The sequence below is a fragment of the Glaciimonas sp. OK215 genome, assembly GCF_057787885.1.
Genome location: NZ_CM173544.1, coordinates 5,481,427 through 5,503,569, shown reverse-complemented (window position 1 = coordinate 5,503,569; position 22,143 = coordinate 5,481,427). Strand labels below are relative to the sequence as shown.

19 protein-coding genes are annotated in these 22,143 nt (G+C 56.0%); 13 read left to right on the top strand and 6 right to left on the bottom strand.

From position 1 onward, the window contains the following. Window positions 1-109 precede the first annotated feature (109 nt). The 4 genes from AC3CHX_RS25375 to AC3CHX_RS25360 form a co-directional block, all read right to left on the bottom strand. Window positions 110-1,411 (bottom strand): MFS transporter, encoded by a 1,302-nt coding sequence (locus tag AC3CHX_RS25375; protein WP_488630735.1) that lies wholly within the window; start codon window positions 1,409-1,411, stop codon window positions 110-112. Continuing rightward, window positions 1,408-2,067 (bottom strand): hypothetical protein, encoded by a 660-nt coding sequence (locus tag AC3CHX_RS25370; RefSeq protein ID WP_488630734.1) that lies wholly within the window; start codon window positions 2,065-2,067, stop codon window positions 1,408-1,410. Before AC3CHX_RS25370 ends, AC3CHX_RS25375 begins: the two co-directional genes overlap by 4 nt. Then, a complete protein-coding gene (locus tag AC3CHX_RS25365; protein WP_488630733.1) occupies window positions 2,067-2,927 on the bottom strand; it encodes a JmjC domain-containing protein in 861 nt (286 codons plus the stop codon). Before AC3CHX_RS25365 ends, AC3CHX_RS25370 begins: the two co-directional genes overlap by 1 nt. 94 nt (window positions 2,928-3,021) lie before the next feature. Beyond that, window positions 3,022-3,186, bottom strand: coding sequence for a hypothetical protein (locus tag AC3CHX_RS25360; RefSeq protein WP_488630732.1), 165 nt, complete (start codon window positions 3,184-3,186; stop codon window positions 3,022-3,024). A 1,241-nt stretch (window positions 3,187-4,427) separates the two neighbouring features. Here AC3CHX_RS25360 and AC3CHX_RS25355 point away from each other — a divergent pair. From AC3CHX_RS25355 to AC3CHX_RS25340, 4 genes are all read left to right on the top strand, one after another. Continuing rightward, a complete protein-coding gene (locus tag AC3CHX_RS25355; RefSeq protein WP_488644930.1) occupies window positions 4,428-5,150 on the top strand; it encodes a GntR family transcriptional regulator in 723 nt (240 codons plus the stop codon). Window positions 5,151-5,232: 82 nt separating this feature from the next. Further along, window positions 5,233-6,513 (top strand): MFS transporter, encoded by a 1,281-nt coding sequence (locus AC3CHX_RS25350; RefSeq protein WP_488630731.1) that lies wholly within the window; start codon window positions 5,233-5,235, stop codon window positions 6,511-6,513. Window positions 6,514-6,526: 13 nt separating this feature from the next. Continuing rightward, entirely contained in the window at window positions 6,527-7,333 is an 807-nt protein-coding gene (locus AC3CHX_RS25345; protein ID WP_488630730.1) for an amidohydrolase family protein, read from the top strand. Window positions 7,334-7,408: 75 nt separating this feature from the next. Further along, complete coding sequence (locus AC3CHX_RS25340; protein WP_488630729.1) at window positions 7,409-8,716, top strand: MFS transporter; 1,308 nt, start codon at window positions 7,409-7,411, stop codon at window positions 8,714-8,716. Window positions 8,717-8,791: 75 nt separating this feature from the next. Here the strand turns inward: AC3CHX_RS25340 and AC3CHX_RS25335 are convergent, their stop codons facing one another. Next, window positions 8,792-10,141, bottom strand: a complete 1,350-nt coding sequence (locus AC3CHX_RS25335) for an MFS transporter (RefSeq protein WP_488630728.1) — start codon at window positions 10,139-10,141, stop codon at window positions 8,792-8,794. Between the two features lie 152 nt (window positions 10,142-10,293). Between AC3CHX_RS25335 and cyoA the strand changes: the two genes are divergently transcribed. The 9 genes from cyoA (at window position 10,294) to AC3CHX_RS25290 (ending at window position 20,320) form a co-directional block, all read left to right on the top strand. Further along, on the top strand, window positions 10,294-11,223 hold the full coding sequence (gene cyoA / locus AC3CHX_RS25330; protein WP_488630727.1) for a ubiquinol oxidase subunit II: 930 nt from the start codon (window positions 10,294-10,296) through the stop codon (window positions 11,221-11,223). Window positions 11,224-11,313: 90 nt separating this feature from the next. Then, the gene (gene cyoB, locus AC3CHX_RS25325) at window positions 11,314-13,320 is read left to right on the top strand and encodes a cytochrome o ubiquinol oxidase subunit I (RefSeq protein ID WP_488630726.1); all 2,007 of its coding nucleotides are present in this window, start codon (window positions 11,314-11,316) and stop codon (window positions 13,318-13,320) included. Continuing rightward, window positions 13,313-13,963 carry a cytochrome o ubiquinol oxidase subunit III gene (gene cyoC, locus AC3CHX_RS25320; protein ID WP_488630725.1) on the top strand — a complete coding sequence of 217 codons (651 nt, stop codon included), beginning with the start codon at window positions 13,313-13,315 and terminating at the stop codon, window positions 13,961-13,963. The genes cyoB and cyoC overlap by 8 nt, the downstream gene beginning before the upstream one ends. Beyond that, on the top strand, window positions 13,960-14,424 hold the full coding sequence (gene cyoD / locus AC3CHX_RS25315; RefSeq protein WP_488630724.1) for a cytochrome o ubiquinol oxidase subunit IV: 465 nt from the start codon (window positions 13,960-13,962) through the stop codon (window positions 14,422-14,424). Before cyoC ends, cyoD begins: the two co-directional genes overlap by 4 nt. Then, window positions 14,421-15,272 carry an SURF1 family protein gene (locus AC3CHX_RS25310; RefSeq protein WP_488630723.1) on the top strand — a complete coding sequence of 284 codons (852 nt, stop codon included), beginning with the start codon at window positions 14,421-14,423 and terminating at the stop codon, window positions 15,270-15,272. The genes cyoD and AC3CHX_RS25310 overlap by 4 nt, the downstream gene beginning before the upstream one ends. Then, window positions 15,256-16,605, top strand: coding sequence for an ATP-binding protein (locus AC3CHX_RS25305; RefSeq protein ID WP_488630722.1), 1,350 nt, complete (start codon window positions 15,256-15,258; stop codon window positions 16,603-16,605). The genes AC3CHX_RS25310 and AC3CHX_RS25305 overlap by 17 nt, the downstream gene beginning before the upstream one ends. Next, window positions 16,595-17,131 (top strand): response regulator transcription factor, encoded by a 537-nt coding sequence (locus AC3CHX_RS25300; protein WP_488630721.1) that lies wholly within the window; start codon window positions 16,595-16,597, stop codon window positions 17,129-17,131. Before AC3CHX_RS25305 ends, AC3CHX_RS25300 begins: the two co-directional genes overlap by 11 nt. A gap of 219 nt (window positions 17,132-17,350) precedes the next feature. Continuing rightward, window positions 17,351-18,739: an aspartate aminotransferase family protein gene (locus AC3CHX_RS25295; RefSeq protein WP_488630720.1), complete on the top strand. Its 1,389-nt coding sequence runs from the start codon at window positions 17,351-17,353 to the stop codon at window positions 18,737-18,739. A gap of 129 nt (window positions 18,740-18,868) precedes the next feature. Next, entirely contained in the window at window positions 18,869-20,320 is a 1,452-nt protein-coding gene (locus tag AC3CHX_RS25290) for an aldehyde dehydrogenase (protein WP_488630719.1), read from the top strand. A gap of 320 nt (window positions 20,321-20,640) precedes the next feature. On the opposite strand, the gene AC3CHX_RS25285 is transcribed toward AC3CHX_RS25290, so the two are convergent. Continuing rightward, window positions 20,641-22,104, bottom strand: a complete 1,464-nt coding sequence (locus AC3CHX_RS25285) for a DUF3138 family protein (RefSeq protein ID WP_488630718.1) — start codon at window positions 22,102-22,104, stop codon at window positions 20,641-20,643. Window positions 22,105-22,143: the final 39 nt, after the last annotated feature.

Here is a 22,143-nt window from a genome sequence, read left to right as displayed (position 1 = left end):
TGTCGTATATCATTGTCATCTAAGAATTTCCTATTTTGAATTGTCCAAGGGTTCTCTATAGAGTTTTGAACGGCGGCTATTTAGTTTTTCGTACAAATCATCGGAATTCCTAGGGCGCTTCCTCTAAAATAGGGCTAACAACCTTGTTAGATTTCAACCAAAAACCATCGAGCGCCTCGTCTGGGCATCGTAGAAATGCCATTACCTCAGGATGAAGTATCAGTGCAAAACTTATTGCGCTAGATCCTACTAAGATACATACGACCCCACGAACTCCATAGTAATGATATAGGGGCACCAAGGCCCAGCACCATAGAGCGATGCTAGCGGTATTAATAAATTGCCCTGAAGCTGTTAAGCGAGCCCGCTGTTGAGTATGAAAACTTAGAATCATTCGAAACCCGATTCTTTGAAAATAAATTTCAGTGCAGCTTCCGATTAAAAACGAAGCAAGAGGAATTTGTATTTTCCCCGGAAAAAAAACCAGGGAAATGATTCCAACACAGCTCAATAAAATACTAACTGGGGTCACAAACCTTCCAGCAGGAAAGCGACTTGATAATAATGCGGTACCTGTGAGTAAACCACCTACAAAAGAGGCTGAAGTAGATATACCCAAGAGAGTACTAGGATACCCTCCCATGACGATTACTTGGGGTAGCAAGATAGCAATAAAGGATGAGACTACGGCTAGATAAAAAAAACCAAGGGCAGTAACAATTCGTTGTCCGACTGTTGATAATCTCAAATGGAAACCAAAACTTATGTCCGACAGCCATCCATGAATGCCTCTCCCTTTCGAACTAGAAGTTGTCGGCATCTGAGAGAATCCATTGCGAGCGCGCAAGTAAAAGATAAAAGCCACACAAAAAAAGAACAGCTGGAAAAAATACGCGTATTTATACCCAAAGGTCGCGCAAAGCAGACCCGCTAAGATAGGTCCCAGACATCTTCCAACATTATCAGTAAGCCGTTGAAAAGCCATCACGCCCTTTGGATCGTAACTACCTTTCGCATCTACAAAAATGGCCATACGTATTGGACCTACTATGGACATGGTACAAGCATTGACAAAAGCAAGACCGACGATCAAAGGCTTGCCATATCCAAAACCAAACAAACCGCACGCCCAAGTTCCGTAATAGACCCAGCCAAAAAACAAGGCGATGCCATACACATTAATTCGACTATATCTGTCTCCTAAAGGAGATAAAATCGGCCCTAGTAAAAGACTGAATAGAAGGTAACTGGACGTCATCAAACTTAAATCTATTACCCCTCCTTGCGTTGCGGCCCACCAGCCCATAGTGGTAACGCCCATATTACCAGCGACCAGCGTGCCGGATTGACTTGCACTAAGCCATTTCACGCTTCGATATGATTGGTTTTCATCTAGGGAGGGAGCAATCATTTTTTATACCCTAATAGAAACTGAAGATCGTCGATGGCGTTTCGTGAAGCAGAATAAAACTCGTAACAGCGCTCTAACGTAATGGGAAGACTGAAGCAAAAAAAATCACGATCTCTTAGCAGGGTCAATTGATATTGACGTGCAATTTTTTTTGCTTCAAATCTATCCCTTTGTGCTTGAGGCCATTCTGAATTTCCTTGCATCGCCTCCTGCCATTTTTGATATTTTGTCAGTAAATTAAGCAACCGAAATTTTTCAATCTCTAAACCGTCATATTTAATCCCAAAAAAAAGCGATACTGAATCACAAACGCGAATTAGATCTGAAAAATTGCGGATTTGATTTGACGAATAGGCATATTGAAAACTTACATCGATCTTGAATATTTGATGCGCCAATTTGGAGGTAAGTGCCGTGGGACTTACTGAAAATTCTCTGGGCAAATAGTTATTTTTTTGCACCAAGACGATTAAATCCATATCTGATCTCTGTGGAATAAAATTATTTCTAGGAAGGCTTCCACATATCAATATATCGACAATCGGCATCTTGACTAAGTCTGCCAATAAAGGAGTCAATTCAACCATCAATTCAAAAAACTCCTTATCGATAACATCAAGAGTTGCTAGATTCCTTATCCAGATTTTACTGAGCATTAAAGAATCCGAATCTCGTCCGCGTAAACAAGATCTTGAAGAAGACTTTTCATGCCAAAAGTCTCCAATAAATCTTGAGTCGCCCGCTTTGAGCCACTGCAGCTTTCAATGATTTCAAGAAGGCGGCGCTTTTCCGCAGCCATTCTCCCGCTAGAAACGCATTGCGCTGATACGATGCTTTGATCTCTAAACTTTATTACAGAATCAAAGTAAGAAGAGATAGACGAAGAGGAGGGATAAGTCTTCGACATTGAAAAATTGAAGCTATTGAGCCAATGCTCAGGAAGGATATTTTCTGAAGGTTTCCCAATTCGAATTGTCAGGTGTACGGAGACGCCCGACTCCGTAATAGGGCAATGAAAGGTTCCTTTTCTCATATATAGAATGTCGCCCGGCCCTGCGAGCAGTAGAGAAGGATTATTTCCATGAGGTCCACTGGTGATATTCCATTTTTTCTGACCGACAAGCTGATACAAATATACATCATGAGCATCCTCATGCAGCTTTACTCCTATTGCATTTTTAGCCGAAATATAGCAATTTGCTTTTAAGTCGAAAGACATTCCTGCTTCAGGTATTTTCCCTTCTGCGCATCCCAAACTACGTTTTATTGAAGGTATTTTTTCATGGACATTGTTAATGACAATGGTGGCCCCGTTGGAAAAATACTCCCCAATAGAAAATTTGGAGTAGTTTATTTTATTACCGTTTAAACAGGTATAAGTTCGAGGATCTTGATACGAACCATTGTGATAAATAAGAATTCTCTCTGGCTCTGCTTTGTCTTCGATGATTTTCTCAATCGACGTTAATATGTCGGTCGAAAAATAGGTAGCCTGCTTCATAAAAGAAAAATACATAAGATAGTCTCTATACTAAAACTGATTCCCTCAAAAACCTCATTTTTAAATATGCAGAATAGAATCCTGTGATCAGCAGGATTCTCGCTCTTAGTTAGCCGTTGGGGTTGTTATCGCAGCAACCTGCCATTACGATATTGCTACCATATTCACCACTAACCGCATCGAAACCTGCGACCGCCTCCTCTCCTTCACGAGTCTTGTTTTGACTAGTTAGTGTTACGAGGTTTTGCAGTTGCTTCATCGCTTCAATATTCATAGTTTTCTCCAAAAAATCCTGCAACGACCAATTCGTCACAGGGTCCTAACGCATCCAGCAGATGCACCAAGATTCCGATAATAAAAACAAAAACTCAAAGGACGAGAACTCCTCTATGGTTATTCGTAGGAGGCATTCCCCAAAAATTAAAGCTAGAAAAGCGGTCGAAAAAGGTCGGACGACAGAACGGACTCACGCCCGTCAAGAGTGGCGTCAACTGAACCAGTTGAAAAGCTAGTCATATTTTGTTATAGGATTCAGATCAGTCAATGACTTCGGCGAAATTATGATTGTAAAAATGCTCTTCTAGCAGGCTGTTGAAAAATTAGAATGCATCCCACAAAACAACAAAAAATAACGTAATTATTTCCGATTCTGATGAAAAGCTAAGCAAAAGCAGCAGCTTATCGCTTAATTTTTCAGCAAATTGCTAAAATTTCTCCTCACCAGAAATTACTTTTTCAACAGCCTGTTAGGGATAGGCAAATCGACATCGGCCTTCATCGTTTAACCAGCATGCTTTCAATGTTTATCAGAATGCAGCAAGTGACTTAAATTGCATATCGGATATATCTGAGATTACATTCAATGTTTTTCTGAAAAAATAGTAATGGAATATCTGCTTTACCGCGTCAAGTTATACATAATTCATTTCTATGCTATTCAACCACGAGGCAAAGTCGATTTTCCGGCCCAGGCGGTCAATAAATTGGACTTTTCTGCATAATTTTTTTAAGCAAAAATGACGAATACAGGCTTCTACTTGTCCAGTCCCGTTTGATCGTAGACGCGTTTAACAAATAGTTCTGGCTTCTTCCGTTGCCACTCCTTGAGCGCCTGAATTGGTGTTCGACCGTCGATCGCGCCAGAACGCTTGTTGCGAGCCCTGTTACGTCAGCATCAGGCCTGCGACGTGATCGAGAAGTTGCTTGCAAAAATGTGAGATAAAGGCAAATTTGCAGCGTTTACTGCACTTGAGTGTGCTCATGAAGCCGAGCGGAACGCCGAGGAACCGCATGGCGGTATTGCAGAGTGGCAAGGGCACTGGCTGTAGCGACTCGCGTTTCAAACCGGTCGTGCTCGCATTGGCCGCCGTTTCCGGCGCAAATTAACTGCAAGTAACGAAACATGCGGACGCAACATCGCATGATCCGCAAATCGGCTTGACATCGGCAAACTGCTAGCGTAAAACGCTAGTCATACATTCATATATATGACTGGAGGATTGCATGAATTACACCATGTCCCACGATCAGCGCCTCCCGCTGTACCAACGCCTGCGCGACGAGCTTGCTGCCCGCATCGCCGATCAGCACTGGCGCCCGGGCGAAGCGATTCCTACCGAGGCTGAACTGGTAAAGCAGTTCGCGGCGTCCATTGGCACCGTCCGCAAGGCCATCGACATGCTGGTGGCTGAAGGGATGCTGGAGCGCTTTCAAGGCAAAGGCACATTCGTGCGGCGTGCCCGTTTCGATTCTTCGCTGTTCCGCTTTTTCCGCTTCCAGAACGAGGCGGGCGAGCGGCGTATTCCGGAAGGCCGCATCCTGCGGCGCGAAGTCATGCCGGCTCCTACTGCGGTTGCGGCGGCCTTGCGGCAGCCGGCCGGTGCCGAGGTTATTCACCTCTCGCGCCTGCGCTTACTTGACCAGAAGCCGCTGCTGGCCGAGTCGATCTGGCTGCCCAAGGACAAGTTTGCCGCCTTGCTGGAGATCGACACTTCAGAGTTCGGCGATCTGCTGTACCCACTGTACGAAGAGCGCTGCGGCCAGGTAGTCGCTTCGGCCGAAGAAACGCTCATCGCCGAGGCGGTCAGCGACTTGCACGCACGCCTGCTGCAACTGCAGCCCGGCGCGCCGGTCATCGTGGTGGAACGTCTGGCGCTGGGCTACGACCGCCAGCCGCTCGAGTGGCGCCGTTCGCGCGGGCCGGCCGACCGTTTCCGCTATCACGTAGAAATCCGCTGAGCAGGGCCAGCGCTGTAGCGCATTGAATCATTAACAAGGCGGGCGTCAACGCAACGCCCGCCGACCGACATGGAGACAAGCAATGTTTCATTGGTACCGGGAAATCACTTCCACTGAACGCAAGACATTCTGGGGCTGCTTTGGCGGCTGGGCGCTTGATGCGCTTGACGTGCAAATGTTCAGCCTCGCGATTCCGGCACTGATCGCCGCCTTCAGCCTCAACAAGGCCGAAGCGGGGCTGATCAGCGGCGTCACGCTGGTGGCATCGGCCCTGGGCGGCTGGATCATGGGCGCGGCGTCCGACCGCATCGGCCGGGTGCGTGCGCTGCAACTGACCATCGTCTGGTTCTCGCTGTTCACGCTGTTGTCGGCATTTGCCCAGAGCTTCAATCAATTGCTGGTGCTCAAGGCGCTGCAGGGTTTCGGCTTCGGCGGCGAATGGGCTGCCGGCGCGGTGCTGATGGCCGAGATGATCCGCCCGGAACACCGTGGCAAGGCGATGGGCATGGTGCAAAGCGCCTGGGCTGTGGGCTGGGGCGGGTCGGTCCTGTTGTATTCAACCTTGTTCCTGCTGCTCTCGCCCGATATGGCGTGGCGGGTGATGTTCGGCATCGGCATTCTGCCGGCCTTCCTGATCGTCTACATCCGGCGCAATATTCCCGAACCGGCAACCTTCGTGAAGGCGAAGAAGCAGGCCAAGTTCAACCATACCGAGCTGTTCGCCATCTTCAAGCCTGAATTGCTGCGCATGACGCTGATCGGTGCGTTGATCGGCGTGGGCGCACACGGCGGCTACTATGCATTGATGACCTGGCTGCCGACCTTCCTCAAGACCGAACGCCACCTGTCGGTGCTCGGCACCAGCGGCTATCTGGCGGTGATCATCGTCGCCTTCTGGTGCGGCTGCATGGTCAGCGCCTATCTGCTGGACCGCATCGGCCGCCGTCTCAACCTGATCCTGTTCTCGGCCTGCTGCGTGGTCACCGTGCTCGCCTACGTGTTCTTGCCGCTCGGGAATACCGCCATGCTGTTCCTCGGCTTTCCGCTCGGCTTCTTTGCTGCCGGCATTCCAGCCAGCCTGGGCGCCTTGTTCAACGAACTCTACCCGAGCGGCGTGCGCGGCACCGGGGTGGGCTTTTGCTACAACTTCGGCCGTATCGTGTCGGCCGGCTTTCCGGTACTGGTCGGCCATATGAGCAGCAAGATGTCGCTCGGGACAGCCATTGGCATCGACGCGGCGCTGGCTTACTCGCTGGTGGTGCTGGCGGTGCTGGCCTTGCCGGAAACGCGCGGCAAACAGTTAAACGGCGACCTGCCTGTCAAGGAAAGCCAGCCCGAGGCTGCGCTCAAGGTGCGCGCCTGATAAGGAGGGGAAGTTGATCGCTGTGGATACCCATGCCCATATTTTCAAGCGCGGACTGAAACTCGCCAATGCGCGCCGCTATGCCCCCGACTACGAAGCGCCGCTGGAAGATTATCTGGCCATGCTCGAGCGGCACGACATCGCGCGCGGCGTGCTGGTGCAGCCGAGTTTTCTCGGTACCGATAACAGCTTCATGCTGGCTGGTCTGCGCCAGGCGCCCGCTCGTCTGCGCGGTATCGCCGTGGTCGATCCGGCTATCTCTGCGGCCGAGCTGGACGCTCTTGACGCCGCCGGGGTGGTGGGCGTGCGCCTGAACCTGGTCGGCACGGCACTGCCGGATTTTTCCGCCGCCCGCTGGCCGGATTTTCTCGAGCAGATGGCGCGGCTGGGCTGGCAAGTCGAGGTGCAGCGCGAAGCGCGCGACCTGCCGCTGATCCTGCCGCCGTTGCTGCGGTCCGGCGTCAACGTAGTGGTCGACCACTTCGGCCGACCCGACCCGAAATTGGGCGTGAACGATCCCGGCTTTCGCTATCTGCTCGATGCCGCCGCCAGCCGGCGCGTGTGGGTCAAACTGTCGGCCGCCTATCGGAACGGGGCCAACGGCGCCGGCGAGCGGATCGCGCTGGCGGCGATTCCGCTACTGCGCGACAGCTTCGGGATGGACCGTCTGATGTGGGGTAGCGACTGGCCGCATACCCAGTTCGAAAAGAGCGCCAATTACGCGCATGCCCGAAGGTTGCTCGATAGCTGGCTGCCGGACCCGGCAGAGCGCCGCATGGTGCTGGTTGAGACGCCAGCCAATCTGTTTGGTTTTCCTTAGCCGGTACGTGGTCTTGGCGTCATGCTGGCCGTCCTGGCCGACTTATTTAATTAGAGAATCTCAAAAGAGGAACCCATGAAAAACACCATAATTTCCCAAATTGAAGAACGGACAATGCGGCGTGTGACCCTGCGTTTGCTGCCCTTCCTCATGCTTTGTTATTTCATCGCATTCATAGACCGGGTCAACGTTGGATTTGCGGCATTCCAGATGAACGCCGACATCGGATTGTCCGCGTCGGCTTTCGGATTTGGCGGTGGCCTGTTCTATATTTCATATGTCTTGCTTGAGGTGCCTAGCAATCTGGCCTTGCAGAAATTTGGCGCACGTTTCTGGATTGCGCGAATCATGATCAGTTGGGGCATCGCATCCGCTTGCATGGTATTCGTTGCCGGGCCGCATTCGTATTATGCGCTGCGCTTGTTGCTCGGCGCCGCTGAGGCCGGCTTCTTCCCAGGTGTCGTGTTGTATCTCACTTATTGGTTTCCGGCGGCGTATCGGGCACGCATCATTGCCATTTTCATGGTGGCGGTCCCCCTTTCGAGCTTCCTGGGGTCGCCGCTGTCCGCAGCCTTGCTCGGGCTTGATCATTGGCTAGGATTGCGCGGCTGGCAATGGATGTTTGTGATCGAGGCGGTCCCTGCCGTCGTATTGGGAATGCTGACGCCGTTCGTACTGCCTAAAGATCCTGCGAGCGCAAAGTGGCTGCAAGGCGACCAGCGCGAGTGGTTGTTGCAGCGCCTCCATGCCGAGAAAACCAACACACATGCTGTCGGCCACCTTGGTTTCTTTCAAATCATCCGAAACAAGTATGTCTTGATCGCGGCCCTTGTGTATGCGGGTGCGTCAGGGGCAAGCCAATGCCTGTCATTATGGCAACCTCAGATCATCAAAGAGTTCGGACTTAGCAACATGCAAAGCGGCTTGCTGAACTCCATTCCATTTGGGGTCGCTTCGCTGCTGATGCTGGTCTGGGGACGGCATTCCGATCGTACCAAAGAGCGTATCTGGCACGTGGCTATTCCGTTGGCGCTGATTTTTACAGGACTTGCATTAATGCCGGTAACCCACGCCTTGCTGCCGACGATACTCTTCCTTGTGATTACCGTCACTGCCACCTATCTCGTCAAGGGGCCTTTCTGGGCATTGGCAACCGAATGGCTTTCCGCCGGCTCCGCTGCGGTTGGCATCGCAGTGATCAATTCGATCGGGAATGTGGCTGGATTCGCCAGCTCCTCTCTGCTGGGGGTGATCAAAGACAGCACGGGCAGCTACGCCTTGGGATTGATTCCCTTGGCCGCGCTCTCCCTGGTCGGCGCAGCTACTGTCTTGATCATTGGCAAAGGGCCTGGCAGAACGCCAGAGTTAAAGCCGGAGTCTTGAGCCGGGATGACAAACGCCGGACGGCCGGAACAACGGCACGTCCGCCGCATTAACTACTGCGCATTAAATTACTGATTAATCACGGATTTCCAGGGCGCGATTAAGGCTCAGTGCGGCCAGCGAGCACGCGGCACCCGATAGCAGGTAGAAGCTGACATAGGCCAGGCCGAAATGCGCGGAAAGGCCAAGCGCCACCAGCGGCGCGAAGCCTGCGCCAACGAGCCAGGACAGATCGGAGGTCAAGGCGGCGCCGGTATACCGATACTTCGCAGGGAAGTTGGCGGTGACGGCACCTGCTGCTTGACCATAGGACAATCCGAGCAGGCTGAAGCCCAGCAAGATGAAAATGTTCTGTCCCAGCTCGCCGCCGTTCATCAGCGTGGGGACGAACGCACTCAGCAGCGCGATGAGCAAGGCGCAGGCGCCCAGCGTGGTGCGCCGGCCGAAACGATCGGCAATCAGGCCGGAGGCGATCACGCCGAGGGCCATGAGCGCCGCACCGATGACCTGGATGAGCAGGAAGTCGCTGACCGAGCGCATCGAATATAAGGTGATCCACGACAACGGAAACACGGTAACGAGGTGGAACAGCGCGTAGCTCGCTAACGCCGCCAAGGCGCCGATGATCAGGTTGCGCCCTTGTGAGCGTGTCATTTCGATGGCATTGGTCGGCTCCAGCTCCCGTTCATTGAGCAAGCGGGCGTATTCATTGGTCGATACCAGCCGCAAGCGTGCGAACAGCGCCACCACGTTGATGGCAAACGCCACGTAGAACGGGTAGCGCCAGCCCCAATCGAGAAAGTCTTCAGAGGAAAGGTTGGATAACAGGTAGGCGAACAGCCCGCCGGCCACCATGAAGCCCACCGGTGCGCCCAACTGGCCCAGCATCGCGTACCAGCCGCGCCGATTGCGCGGTGCGTTGAGTGCCAGCAGCGAAGGCAGGCCATCCCACGAACCGCCCAGCGCTATGCCCTGGCCGATGCGCAACAGCGATAGCAAGACGATAGCTGCGAACCCCAGATGCTTAAAGGTCGGCAGAAAAGCCATGCCGGCAGTGGAAATGCCGAGCAAGAAGAGCGCGGCCGTCAGCTTGACCTCGCGGCCGAAGCGGCGCTGGAGCGCCATGAAGACGACTGTGCCGAAGGGCCGCGCGAGAAAGGCAAACGAAAAGATCACAAACGCATACAGCGTCCCCTCCAGGCGCTGCTCGAACGGGAAGAAAACGGAAGGAAACACCAGCACCGAGGCTATGGCGTAGACGAAGAAATCGAAGTATTCGGAGGCGCGCCCGATGACCACGCCGATGGCGATCTCGCCCGGCGCGATCGAAGAATGATCGGCATTGGTATTGCGGGCGGCGCTGATGGTCGAGTGTTGTGGGAAATCGGCGGGAAGTTCGCCATTATGGCTATGGATGCTGGACATAATTGTCATTTCTCAAATTGGGTTTCGGTCTGTGAACGCGTCGAACCCTGCCAGATGTCGCTTGCAAGGGTAGGACAAAACGTCCAATCGCCAACGCATATCAGTCGCTGTACATTAGCACGATTTAATTGCTTCGACTGGACTTTTCCTGCATGCTTTCCCTACTAGCTCGTCGCGGACTGATCGTCTTGCCCGCTATTTTGTTGGCCGGCTGCAACATGGTGGTGATGAATCCGTCAGGTGACATTGCCGCCCAGCAGAGCCACCTTATTATCGTCTCTACATTGTTGATGCTGCTGATCATCGTTCCGGTGATTGCATTGACAATAGTGTTTGCCTGGCGTTATCGACAGAACAATACCAAGGCGGCTTACGAACCGGACTGGGATCACTCGACCCAGCTCGAGCTGGTGATCTGGGGCGCGCCGCTGCTTATCATCATCGCGCTGGGCCTGTTGACCTGGATCAGCACCCACACCCTGGATCCGTACCGGGCACTGTCGCGCCTGGACGCGCAGCGTCCGATTCCCGCCGAGACCAGGACGCTCACGGTCGAGGTGGTCGCGCTGGACTGGAAATGGCTGTTCATTTATCCCGATCTGGGGATTGCCAGCGTCAATGAACTGGCGGCGCCGGTGGACGTGCCGATCCGCTTCAAGATCACAGCATCCTCGGCGATGAACTCATTTTTCATTCCTGCGCTGGCTGGTCAGATCTACGCGATGCCGGGCATGGAGACCTCGCTCAATGCAGTCATCAACCGGCCGGGCGAGTACGAGGGCTTTTCGGCGAACTACAGCGGTGCGGGATTTTCGGACATGCGCTTCAAGTTCCATGGCATGAGCGCAGAAAACTTCGAGCGCTGGGTGCAGGCAACCAAAGCCGGGGGCGGAGCGCTGAAGCGTGCCGACTACCTGCAGCTTGAAAAGCCCAGCCAACGGGAGCCGGTGCACCGCTACGCAGCCGTTGACGCCGACCTCTACCATGCGATCATCAATCGTTGTGTCGAGCGCGACAAGGTATGCATGGACAAGATGATGGCTGCCGACGGAAACGTCAAAACCGGCGAGCACCATGAGTAATTATCTGCAGCAAGGCTTGGGCCAGGCGGCGCGCGGCGCTGCAGGCGCTGTAGCGTGCGCCGCGACTCCCTTTTTCCCCGGAAAGTAACGATGCTAGACAATATCGATCTGACGAAGCTGATCTTCGGCCGTCTCACCTGGGATGCGATTCCCTTTCACGAACCTATCCTGCTGGCGACCTTTGTCATGGTGGCAATCGGCGGCCTGGCGGTTCTTGCCGCGCTGACGTATTACCGCCTCTGGGGTCCCTTGTGGCGCGACTGGTTCACCAGCATCGATCACAAGAAGATCGGCATCATGTACATCGTGCTGGGGCTGGTGATGTTGCTGCGCGGCTTCGCCGATGCCTTGATGATGCGTCTACAGCAAGCGTTCGCCTTTGGCGATGCGGCCGGGTTCCTGCCGCCGCACCACTACGACCAGATCTTCACGGCGCACGGCGTGATCATGATCTTTTTCGTGGCCATGCCGCTGGTGACAGGGCTGATGAACTATGTCGTGCCGCTGCAGATCGGTGCCCGCGACGTCGCATTTCCTTTCCTCAACAACTTCAGCTTCTGGATGACGACCTTCGGCGGCATGCTGGTCATGGCATCCTTGTTCGTCGGTGAATTCGCGCGCACGGGCTGGCTCGCTTACCCGCCGCTGTCGGGCATTCTTTCCAGTCCGGATGTGGGGGTCGACTACTACATCTGGGCATTGCAGATTGCCGGGGTAGGGACCCTGCTGTCGGGCATCAACCTGATCGCGACCATCGTCAAGATGCGCGCGCCCGGCATGAACATGATGAAGATGCCGATCTTTACCTGGACAGCCTTGTGCACCAACGTATTGATCGTGGCCGCGTTTCCGGTGCTCACCGCCGTGCTTGGCATGTTGGGGCTTGACCGCATATTCGGAACGAATTTCTTTACCAGCGACATGGGCGGCAACGCCATGATGTACGTTAACCTGATCTGGATCTGGGGTCATCCGGAAGTGTATATCCTGATCCTGCCGGCCTTCGGCATCTTCTCCGAAGTCGTCTCCACTTTTTGCAGCAAGCGGATATTCGGGTATGCCTCGATGGTGTATGCCACTGTGGTCATCACGATACTGTCTTACCTGGTCTGGCTGCATCACTTCTTCACCATGGGTTCCGGCGCCAGCGTCAATTCGTTCTTTGGCATCACGACGATGATCATCTCAATCCCGACCGGCGCCAAGATTTTCAACTGGTTGTTCACCATGTATCGTGGCCGGATCCGCTTCGAGCTGCCGATGCTGTGGACCATCGGTTTCATGATCACTTTCGTGATTGGCGGCATGACGGGCGTGCTGCTGGCGGTGCCATCGGCCGATTTCGTGTTGCACAACAGTCTGTTCCTGATTGCGCATTTCCACAACGTGATCATCGGCGGCGTGGTCTTCGGCATGTTTGCAGGCATTAACTACTGGTTCCCGAAGGCCTTTGGATACAAGCTCGAGACGTTCTGGGGCAAGTGCTCATTCTGGTTCTGGACCATTGGCTTCTACGTGGCCTTCATGCCGCTCTACGTACTCGGCTTGATGGGCGTGACACGGCGCCTCAGCCATTTCGAAGACCCGTCATTACAGATCTGGTTCCAGATTGCTGCCGTTGGCGCAGTGTTGATCGCGCTCGGGATTGCCTCGTTCATCGTACAGCTTGTGGTCAGCTACCGGCGGCGTGAATCGCTGCGCGACACGACCGGCGATCCCTGGGGTGGCCGCACGCTGGAATGGGCGACATCTTCGCCGCCGCCAGACTACAATTTTGCATTCACCCCGCGCGTTCACGACAACGATGCCTGGGCTGACATGAAGAGCAACAATTACGTCCGGCCGCAACACGGCTTTGTCGCGATCCACATGCCGAAGAACACGGCTGCCGGCTTCATCATCGCCGCGCTCAGTGCGGTCATTGGTTTCGCGCTGATCTGGCAGATGTGGTTGGCAGCCGGTGTCGGCTTTGTTGCGATGCTGGCGGCAATCATCATCCACACCTTCAACTACAACCGCGATTACCACATTTCGGCGGACGAAGTCGTCCGTACCGAGGGTGAGCGCACACGCCTGCTGGAGGAAAGCTATGTCTGAGATCACCACTTCTTCCGCCGGCATCAGCACCGCTAGCAAAGGCACCGCTGTTCCAAGCTCGCGCTATTACGTCCTGGAGCATCATCCAGAGAATGGCACCTTGCTCGGGTTCTGGCTCTACCTGATGAGCGACTGTCTCATCTTCGCCTGCCTGTTCGCGACCTACGCGGTGCTGGGCCGTAACTATGCAGGCGGGCCGACGGGTGCCGAGCTGTTCGACCTGCCGCTGGTCGCGCTGAACACGGCATTGTTGTTGCTGTCGTCGATTACCTACGGTTTCGCCATGCTGGAGATGCAGCGCAAACGCCTGCGCAGCACCTTGATCTGGCTGGCCGTCACCGGCGTACTCGGCGCCTGCTTCATCGGGTTTGAACTCTATGAATTCGCCCATCTGATCCATGAAGGCGCCGGACCGCAACGCAGCGGCTTCCTGACATCGTTCTTCGCGCTGGTGGGCACGCATGGCCTGCACGTGAGCTTCGGCATCATCTGGCTGGTCACGCTGATGTTTCAAATCAATCGGCACGGACTCACCCCCGAGAACAACCGGCGGCTGATGTGCCTGTCGATGTTCTGGCACTTTCTCGACGTGGTCTGGATCGGCGTCTTCACCTTTGTCTACCTGATGGGAGCTTTGCCATGAGCGGGCATCAACAACACCCGGCGCGCGCGGTCGAGCACGGCCACGATAGTGACCACATGCGTCACCACGAGCATGCCGACCATGGCAGCCTCAAAAGCTATGCAACCGGCTTCGTGCTGGCCGTGATCCTGACGGCCATTCCGTTCTGGCTGGTGTTGGGGAAGGTATTCGACAAGTCCAGCACCACCGGGTTTGTCCTGCTTGGCTTCGCCGCCGTGCAAATCGTCGTCCACATGGTGTATTTCCTGCACATGAACACGAAATCCGAAGAGGGTTGGTCGATGCTGGCGCTGATCTTTACGGTAATGCTGGTCGTCATCATGCTGAGCGGCTCGCTGTGGGTGATGTACCACCTGAACCACAACATGATGCCGGGCATGATGCCTGAATCGGCGCAGGAGTCGATGCCGGAATCGATGCACGAAATGCAAAAAATGCACGAAATGAAAAATATGCGATGAACCCGGGACCGCGCCATCGCTCCCTGGCCGTGCTGCGCATGCTGGCCGTCTGCGCTGGGCTGGTTTTTGCAGGCTTTGTCGCACTGGGTACCTGGCAGCTCAAGCGCCTGCAATGGAAACTTGACCTGATCGAGCGGGTTGAACAACGGGTGCACGCGCCGGCCGTTGCCGCACCTGGCCGGGAGCGCTGGCCGCAGGTCAATGCCGAGGCCGACGAATACCGGCATGTGCGCCTGACCGGTACCTTCCTGTATGCACTCAGCGTCCGGGTCCAGGCCGTGACCGAGCTTGGCAGCGGCTTCTGGCTGCTGACGCCGCTGCGCAGCGCAGACGGCAGCGTGGTGCTGGTCAACCGTGGATTCGTTCCCGCCAGGGCGGGCGACTGGAGCCGCCATGATTCCCGCGACGCAACATCCGATGCGCGCGACCGGCACGACGGTGCTTCGGTGTCCGGCATTTCCACCGTTACCGGACTCCTGCGCATGAGCGAGCCCGGCGGCGCCTTTCTGCGCCACAACGATCCGGCTGCCAATCGCTGGTACTCGCGCGACGTGCAAGCCATTGCTGCGGCGCGCAGCCTGCCCCTTGTTGCACCTTACTTTGTGGACGCCGACGCGGCGCAAGGAGCGGCGGACGGCGCAGTCGGCGCCAGCTCGCCCGAGCGTCCGATCGGCGGCTTGACGGTGATCGCCTTTCACAACAACCACTTGGTTTATGCTCTTACTTGGTATGCTCTGGCCTTGATGGTGGCGGGCGCCTGCCTCTGGGGCGCGCGTGCGGAGCGCAGCGGCGCCGACGCCAGTGCTGATGGGATCGACCGGGAAAGTGAAGATGGCAAGCAAAGTTGAAATTCTTGCAAATACAGAAGGTTTGAAAGAAGGAAGGGCAGCCGCTACGGGCGTTGAAAATGCTGCCGGCCGCGAGAACATGCTGCAGCTGATTCAACTGCGCTGGATCGCCGTGATTGGACAGATCACAACGATCGCCATCGTGATGCTCGGCTTCGGCATTCGCCTTCCGCTGCCGCACATGCTGGAGGTGCTGGCATGCCTGATTGCATTCAACATCGCCAGCCAGCTGCGCTGGCACGAGCGTCCGGTCGTGGCAAACGGCGAGCTGTTTCTGGCGCTGTTGGTGGATGTCGGCACCTTGACGGCCCAGTTGTATCTCAGTGGCGGAACGGCGAATCCTTTTGCCTTTCTCTATCTGTTGCAGGTCATTCTGAGTGCCGTGCTGCTCGAAGCCTGGTCGACCTGGACCATCGTCGCCATCACCAGCGCGTGCCTGGCCGGCCTGTCGCTGTTTTCCAGGCCGCTGGCGCTGCCGCCCGATCACGGCAATGGCTTATCCAGCTTGTACGTCGATGGCATGCTCCTTTGCTTTGCGCTCAACGCCGCCTTACTGGTGATCTTCATCACGCGTATCGGCCGCAATCTGCGCGCGGGCGACGCCCAGCTTGCCGACCTGCGCCAGCGCGCGGCCGAGGAAGATCACATCGTGCGCATGGGCCTGTTGGCTTCGGGCGCTGCGCATGAACTCGGCACCCCGCTGGCCACGCTTTCAGTGATCCTGGGCGACTGGCGGCGGATGCCAGAATTCAGCAAGAATATCGAATTGCAGGAGGAAATCGGTGAAATGCAGACCCAGTTGCAGCGCTGCAAGAGCATCGTCAGCGGCATCCTGCTGTCAGCCGGCGAGGCGCGCGGCGAATCGTCGGTGAAGACCACCATCAGCACTTTTCTGAACGATCTGGCCGAAGAGTGGCGCACCACCCGGCCGATTGTCTCGTTTGTCTATGCAAATCGGATTGCGCAGGATATGCCCGTGGTGTTCGATTCCGCCCTCAAGCAGATGATCTGCAATGTGCTCGACAATGCGCTCGAAGCTTCGCCGCAATGGGTGCGCCTCGAAGTGACGCGCGAAGTCGATGCGCTGAGCTTGCTGGTCACCGACGCCGGTCCCGGTTTCGCGCCCGCGATGCTGGCGCAATTCGGTAAGCCTTATCAGTCGAGCAAGGGACGGCCGGGCAGCGGATTGGGGCTGTTCTTCGTCGTCAATGTCGCCCGCAAACTGGGCGGCAGCGTGACGGCCCGCAATCGGGAGGAGGGCGGAGCGGCGGTCCAGCTTACCCTGCCGCTTGCAGCGATTAGCCTTGAACAGGACACACAACATGCCGGCTGACCGTCTGCTGCTCATCATTGAAGACGACGCGGCTTTTGCGCGCACGCTCGGGCGCTCATTTGAGCGCCGCGGCTATAAGGTATTGCTCGCAGCGAACCTGGATGAGGCCAGCGCACTGCTGCAACAGCATGCGCCAGGCTATGCGGTGGTTGACCTCAAGTTGAGCGGCAACAGTTCCGGGCTGGCCTGCGTGCAGATGCTGCACAAGCGTGATCCAACGATGTTGATCGTGGTCCTGACCGGTTTCGCCAGCCTCGCCACGGCGGTTGAGGCCATCAAACTCGGCGCCTGCCAATATCTGGCCAAGCCATCCAACACCGACGATATCGAAGCAGCCTTCGGCCATGTTGCCGGGATTGCCGAGGTCGAGCTGACCAACCGATCGACATCGATCAAGACCCTCGAATGGGAACGTATTCACGAAGTGCTGCTGGAGACCGACTTCAATATTTCCGAGGCGGCGCGCCGCCTGGGCATGCATCGGCGCACGCTGGCGCGCAAGCTTGAAAAGCAGCGCATTAAATAGTCTAGACCGTCAACACGGTTAGCGGATCTCTCGCATTTCCACTCTGGCACTCTGCTGCCGTTTCCGGAAGGATGCGTTCATCCCGTTAGCGTCACTCCCCTAACATCAACAGGTTAATCATTTGGCCGCAGCTAACACGAGCGGGTAATTACCAATCGCCACCACGATTGCTAGGATGCTGACATCATTTCGCCCCACGAACTTGGAAAAGAGATCTCAATGATGAACGCCCACACCACGCTTTTGCACAGCACCAGAAAATATCAGGCAATCGACGCCGCCCACCATATTCACGCCTTTCTCGATCAAAAGGCCTTGAACGCCGAAGGCCCCCGGGTAATGGTCCGGGCCAAGGGCATGCACCTGTGGGATAGCGAGGGAAAACGGTATCTCGACGGTATGTCCGGCCTATGGTGCACTGCCGTGGGCTATGGCCGCGAGGAACTGATCGAAGCGGCGACACGGCAGTTGCAAGATATGTCCTACTACAACCTGTTTTTTCACACCACGCACGCGCCGGTACTCGATCTGACGGAAAAGCTGTTTGAGCTGTTGCCGGGCGATTTCAGCCACGTCGTCTACACCAATTCCGGCTCGGAAGCGAACGAGCTACTCATCCGCACCGTGCGCCGTTACTGGGACGTGATGGGCAAGCCGGAGAAAAAAATTCTGATTGGCCGCGACAATGGCTACCACGGCTCCACGGTCGGCAGTGCGTCACTCGGCGGCATGAAATTCATGCATGAAATGGGCGATCTGCCGATCGTCAACATACAGCATATCGGCGAGCCCTATTGGTATGCTCACGATGGCGATCTGTCGCCGGAGGCCTTTGGCCTGAAGGCGGCACAGGAACTGGAGACAAGGATTCTCGCATTGGGCGCTGACAAGGTCGCGGCATTTGTCGCGGAACCGTTCCAGGGCGCGGGCGGAATGATTTTTCCACCGTCGACCTACTGGCCGGAAATTCAGCGCATCTGCCGCAAATACGACGTGCTCATCTGCGCCGATGAAGTTATCGGCGGTTTCGGCCGCACCGGTGAATGGTTTGCGCATCAACACTTCGGTTTCGAACCGGACACCATCAGCATCGCCAAAGGCCTGACCTCGGGTTACATACCGATGGGTGGCCTGCTGCTGTCGCGCCGTATCGGCCAGGCGCTGGTCGAGAAAGGCGGTGTTTACGCCCATGGCCTGACCTATCAGGGGCACCCGGTTGCCGCTGCCGTCGCGTTGGCAAACCTGAAGTTGCTGGACCAAGGGGGGATCGTCAATCAGGTCAAGACCGACACCGGTCCCTACCTGCAGAAAGCATTGCGCGACGTGTTCACCGATCATCCGCTGATCGGTGAAATCCAGGGTGTCGGTGCAGTTGCCGCACTCCAGTTCACCCAATCCCAGGTGCGCAGAAAGCGCTTCGACAACGAAGCCGATATCGCGTGGCGTTGTCATTGCATCGGTTTCGACGAAGGCCTGATCATCCGATCAACGCAAGGCCGCATGATCATGGCACCGGCGCTGGTGGCCAACCGTTCCGACATTGACGAACTGGTCGCCAAGACCAAACTGGCTGTGGATCGCACTGCCAAAGAGATTGGTGTCATGTAAACCTGATCCTCCTGGCGGGCGCCGTGTTGGCGAATGCCGAACGCGCCTGATCAGCTTATTGACGCAGCTATCAACCTATGGAGAGATATTTTGAAAGACCTGAGCTATTGGCAAGAGAAGGCAAAGAATATGCGCTTTCGCAATTTGGCATTCATTCATGGCGTCCCCGTTCCTGCCCAATCCGGTAAAACCTTTGCGAGCGTCAACCCTGCGACCGGCGCAGAGTTGACCCAAGTGGCGGCCTGCGATATCGCCGATGTCAATGCTGCCGTCGCGTCTGCGCGCCAGGCGTTCAAAGAGGGACGCTGGTCGGGCCTGGCGCCGGCAGAGCGCAAGGCGGTGCTGCGTCGTCTGTCCGAGTTAGTGCTCACGCATAGAGAGGAATTGGCGCTGCTGGACAGCCTGGAAATGGGTAAGCCGGTATGCGATGCCTACAACATCGATGTGCCGGGGGCCGCCGGGGTGTTCGCCTGGTATGCCGAGGCCATCGACAAATTGTACGATCAGATCGCACCCACTGCCGACAACGCGCTGGCGATGATCACGCGCGAAGCGTTGGGCGTGGTCGCGGCGGTAGTGCCGTGGAACTTCCCGCTGGACATGGCCGCATGGAAACTGGCGCCGGCGCTGGCAGCAGGTAATTCAGTGGTGCTGAAGCCGGCTGAACAGTCATCGCTATCGGCGCTGCGGCTGGCTGAACTAGCCCTGGAAGCGGGGATTCCGGCCGGCGTTTTCAACGTGGTTCCGGGTTACGGCGAGACTGCCGGGCAGGCCCTGGGCCTGCACCAGGATGTGGACTGCATTGTGTTTACCGGTTCGACCGAGATCGGCAAACTATTCTTGAAGTATGCCGGGCAGTCGAATATGAAGCAGGTATGGCTGGAATGCGGAGGAAAGAGCCCGAATCTTGTCTTCGCCGACTGCGAGGACCTCGACCGCGCTGCCGAAATGGCAGCCTTCGGTATCTTCTCCAACCAAGGCGAAGTATGCTCGGCCAGTTCACGCCTGCTGGTGGAACGCAGCATTCACGATGTGTTTGTAGAAAAGCTGCTGCAGCACGCGCACCAGCGCCGACCCGGCGATCCGCTGGATCCGGCCAGCCGTTCAGGCGCCATCGTCGATACGCGGCAGACGCAGCGGGTGCTGGACTATATTGAGATCGCCCGTGCCGAAGGCGCCACGTTGCGTTGCGGCGGACGGCAGTTGCAGATCAACGGTTCCGGCAACTTCATCGAGCCCACCATCTTCACGGGCGTCGACAACAGCATGCGCGTGGCAAGGGAAGAGATTTTCGGCCCGGTCCTGGTGGTGATTCCGTTTGATACAGAGGAAGAGGCGATCGCCATCGCGAATGACTCACTGTATGCCCTGGCCGCGGCAGTCTGGACCGATAATCTGAATCGTGCTCATCGGGTTGCGCGGCGGCTACAGGCGGGGACGGTATCGGTGAATACCGTCGATGCGCTGGATGTCACCGTCCCGTTCGGTGGCGGCAAACAATCCGGCTTTGGCCGCGATCTGTCGTTGCACGCACTGGATAAATACACGCAGCTTAAAACGACCTGGATTCAACTGCGTTGATTCTCAATTGCGCGCTGGTGACGTCGTTCGCACTGCGAAAATGACCGTGCCAGCTTAGCTCGCACCTTTACGCGCATTCTCAACCCCGGGCGCTTTTACGCGACCGGGGATGTCGGCTATCTGACTATCGGCAACAACGCATCTGGCGTTCAACTTTTTTCTCAGCGGCACGATAGCAATATTGGCGATGCCATTATTGCTATCGAATTGCGTCAAAACCAGTCGCCGTCATCTGCTGGCGTCGACTGGTTTCCCTGATCAAGAAGCGTGTCTGGCTATCAGGGCCAGCATGTTGAAAATGACCGGCCCCTTCCAGCATCTTAAAAACTGATTACAGTAGAAGCACCCAACAAGGTATTGTCCTTCTTATAGGTATTGGAACCGACATCGAAGAACGTGTTCTGTGTCGCCCGGTCATAGCGCGCCTCAAATTTCAACATGGCGTTGGGCGTCAATGCGTAATCCAGTCCCAGGGTCAGCGCCATGCGGTTGGCGCCCCGGTTCGGATCGGCCACCAGACCGGTGGCATTATTGATGCCCGGGCCAAAGCCGTTGCGATAATCGCCGCAGTTCGAAGGCATCGTCGTCGCCCCGGTCGGATCCGTCGGATCGGCGCTCTGGCAGCCGGGAGAGAACCCGATGCCTGGCACGCCACCGCCGTTTTTGTCGTTCTTGATGTAATCGAAACGGGCGATCCCTTCCAGACGCGACGTCATTTTGTAAGAGGCCAACGTCGACAAGCCGACCCATTGCGAAGTGCCGCCATTAAACGCGGCGCCTGGCGCCCGTCCCACCTCCAGCTGCCCCTGCAAATTCACCCTGCCGCGGGTATAGAAAGTATCCGCCTCCAGATAATTGATCGAAGTCGAGCCGGAAGTCTTGCCATGCAAGCCGGAAAAACCAACGCCCTGGAACTCATTGATGGTGTAATCGGTGCGCCAGTGCAGTACCGGAGCGCGGCGGTCGGTGACGCGGCCATTGTTCAGGTTGGCAATGATGGCTTTCGAATCCCATGCGCCAGAGATATGTTCGTAGCCGGCACCGGTCATGAAAGTCGGTTCGGTGAAATCAAACAGCAAATTGTTGGTGATGGTTTTTTTCGAACTGATGCCACCGCCAGAGAGCCCGAATTCATAACCGGGCCAGGAGCTGATTTGACCGGCCAGAAATTTATCGTTGAGCGAACCCAGCGGCACGCTGACGAAGGCCTGGTTGACGATCGAGCCGCTGTTAAAGCCGGCCGCATCGCCACCACTCTTGTGCGGCATCAATTCGAGCGTCCACTTGGTGCCGCCTTCCATTTCCTTCTCAATCCTGACCAGTGCCGAACCGAAGTTGGCATTGTCGTAGGCGTATGCGCTATTGGTGCCGCCGTTGGCCTGCTGATCGTTAAAGTTCTTCATGAACACGAAGCTGCTGGTCTGCTGACGCTGGTTATAAATATAGGTCGGGTCCATGAAGCCGGAGATTTTCAGGCCCTTGAAACCGCTCGCCTCCATCTGGTCTTCCAGGCCTTCGGTTTTCATCTTGACGCGATTGAAATCGGCCCGGGTATCGTCATCGAATCCGCCGCCGGCAACAGTGGCCGTCGCTGCAGTGGCCGCAGTGGCCGCAGTGGTGGCGCTATCTGCCTTGGCGTTGGCCTGCTCCACCAACCCTTCGAGTTTCTTTACCTGGCTCTTCAACGCATCGAGTTCCGCCTTGATCTCCTGCATGCTCTGGGCGGACGCCGCGAGCGGGAAGGCCAGCGCGATGGCGATGACGGTTTTTTTTAAGCTAAACATCTTGTCTCCTGTGACTCTTATGAGTAGTTATAGTGTGGA

Bases quoted from the DNA above. Each gene is read 5' to 3' on its own strand.
- cyoC (WP_488630725.1), top strand. From the start codon at position 13,313: ATGTCTGAGATCACCACTTCTTCCGCCGGCATCAGCACCGCTAGCAAA.
- AC3CHX_RS25290 (WP_488630719.1), top strand. From the start codon at position 18,869: ATGCGCTTTCGCAATTTGGCATTCATTCATGGCGTCCCCGTTCCTGCC.
- AC3CHX_RS25335 (WP_488630728.1), bottom strand. From the start codon at position 10,141: ATGTCCAGCATCCATAGCCATAATGGCGAACTTCCCGCCGATTTCCCA.
- AC3CHX_RS25350 (WP_488630731.1), top strand. From the start codon at position 5,233: ATGTTTCATTGGTACCGGGAAATCACTTCCACTGAACGCAAGACATTC.
- AC3CHX_RS25285 (WP_488630718.1), bottom strand. From the start codon at position 22,104: ATGTTTAGCTTAAAAAAAACCGTCATCGCCATCGCGCTGGCCTTCCCG.
- AC3CHX_RS25355 (WP_488644930.1), top strand. From the start codon at position 4,428: ATGTCCCACGATCAGCGCCTCCCGCTGTACCAACGCCTGCGCGACGAG.
- AC3CHX_RS25300 (WP_488630721.1), top strand. From the start codon at position 16,595: ATGCCGGCTGACCGTCTGCTGCTCATCATTGAAGACGACGCGGCTTTT.
- cyoA (WP_488630727.1), top strand. From the start codon at position 10,294: ATGCTTTCCCTACTAGCTCGTCGCGGACTGATCGTCTTGCCCGCTATT.
- AC3CHX_RS25340 (WP_488630729.1), top strand. From the start codon at position 7,409: ATGAAAAACACCATAATTTCCCAAATTGAAGAACGGACAATGCGGCGT.
- AC3CHX_RS25375 (WP_488630735.1), bottom strand. From the start codon at position 1,411: ATGATTGCTCCCTCCCTAGATGAAAACCAATCATATCGAAGCGTGAAA.
- AC3CHX_RS25365 (WP_488630733.1), bottom strand. From the start codon at position 2,927: ATGTATTTTTCTTTTATGAAGCAGGCTACCTATTTTTCGACCGACATA.
- AC3CHX_RS25295 (WP_488630720.1), top strand. From the start codon at position 17,351: ATGATGAACGCCCACACCACGCTTTTGCACAGCACCAGAAAATATCAG.
- AC3CHX_RS25370 (WP_488630734.1), bottom strand. From the start codon at position 2,067: ATGCTCAGTAAAATCTGGATAAGGAATCTAGCAACTCTTGATGTTATC.
- AC3CHX_RS25310 (WP_488630723.1), top strand. From the start codon at position 14,421: ATGAACCCGGGACCGCGCCATCGCTCCCTGGCCGTGCTGCGCATGCTG.
- cyoB (WP_488630726.1), top strand. From the start codon at position 11,314: ATGCTAGACAATATCGATCTGACGAAGCTGATCTTCGGCCGTCTCACC.
- AC3CHX_RS25305 (WP_488630722.1), top strand. From the start codon at position 15,256: ATGGCAAGCAAAGTTGAAATTCTTGCAAATACAGAAGGTTTGAAAGAA.
- AC3CHX_RS25360 (WP_488630732.1), bottom strand. From the start codon at position 3,186: ATGAATATTGAAGCGATGAAGCAACTGCAAAACCTCGTAACACTAACT.
- cyoD (WP_488630724.1), top strand. From the start codon at position 13,960: ATGAGCGGGCATCAACAACACCCGGCGCGCGCGGTCGAGCACGGCCAC.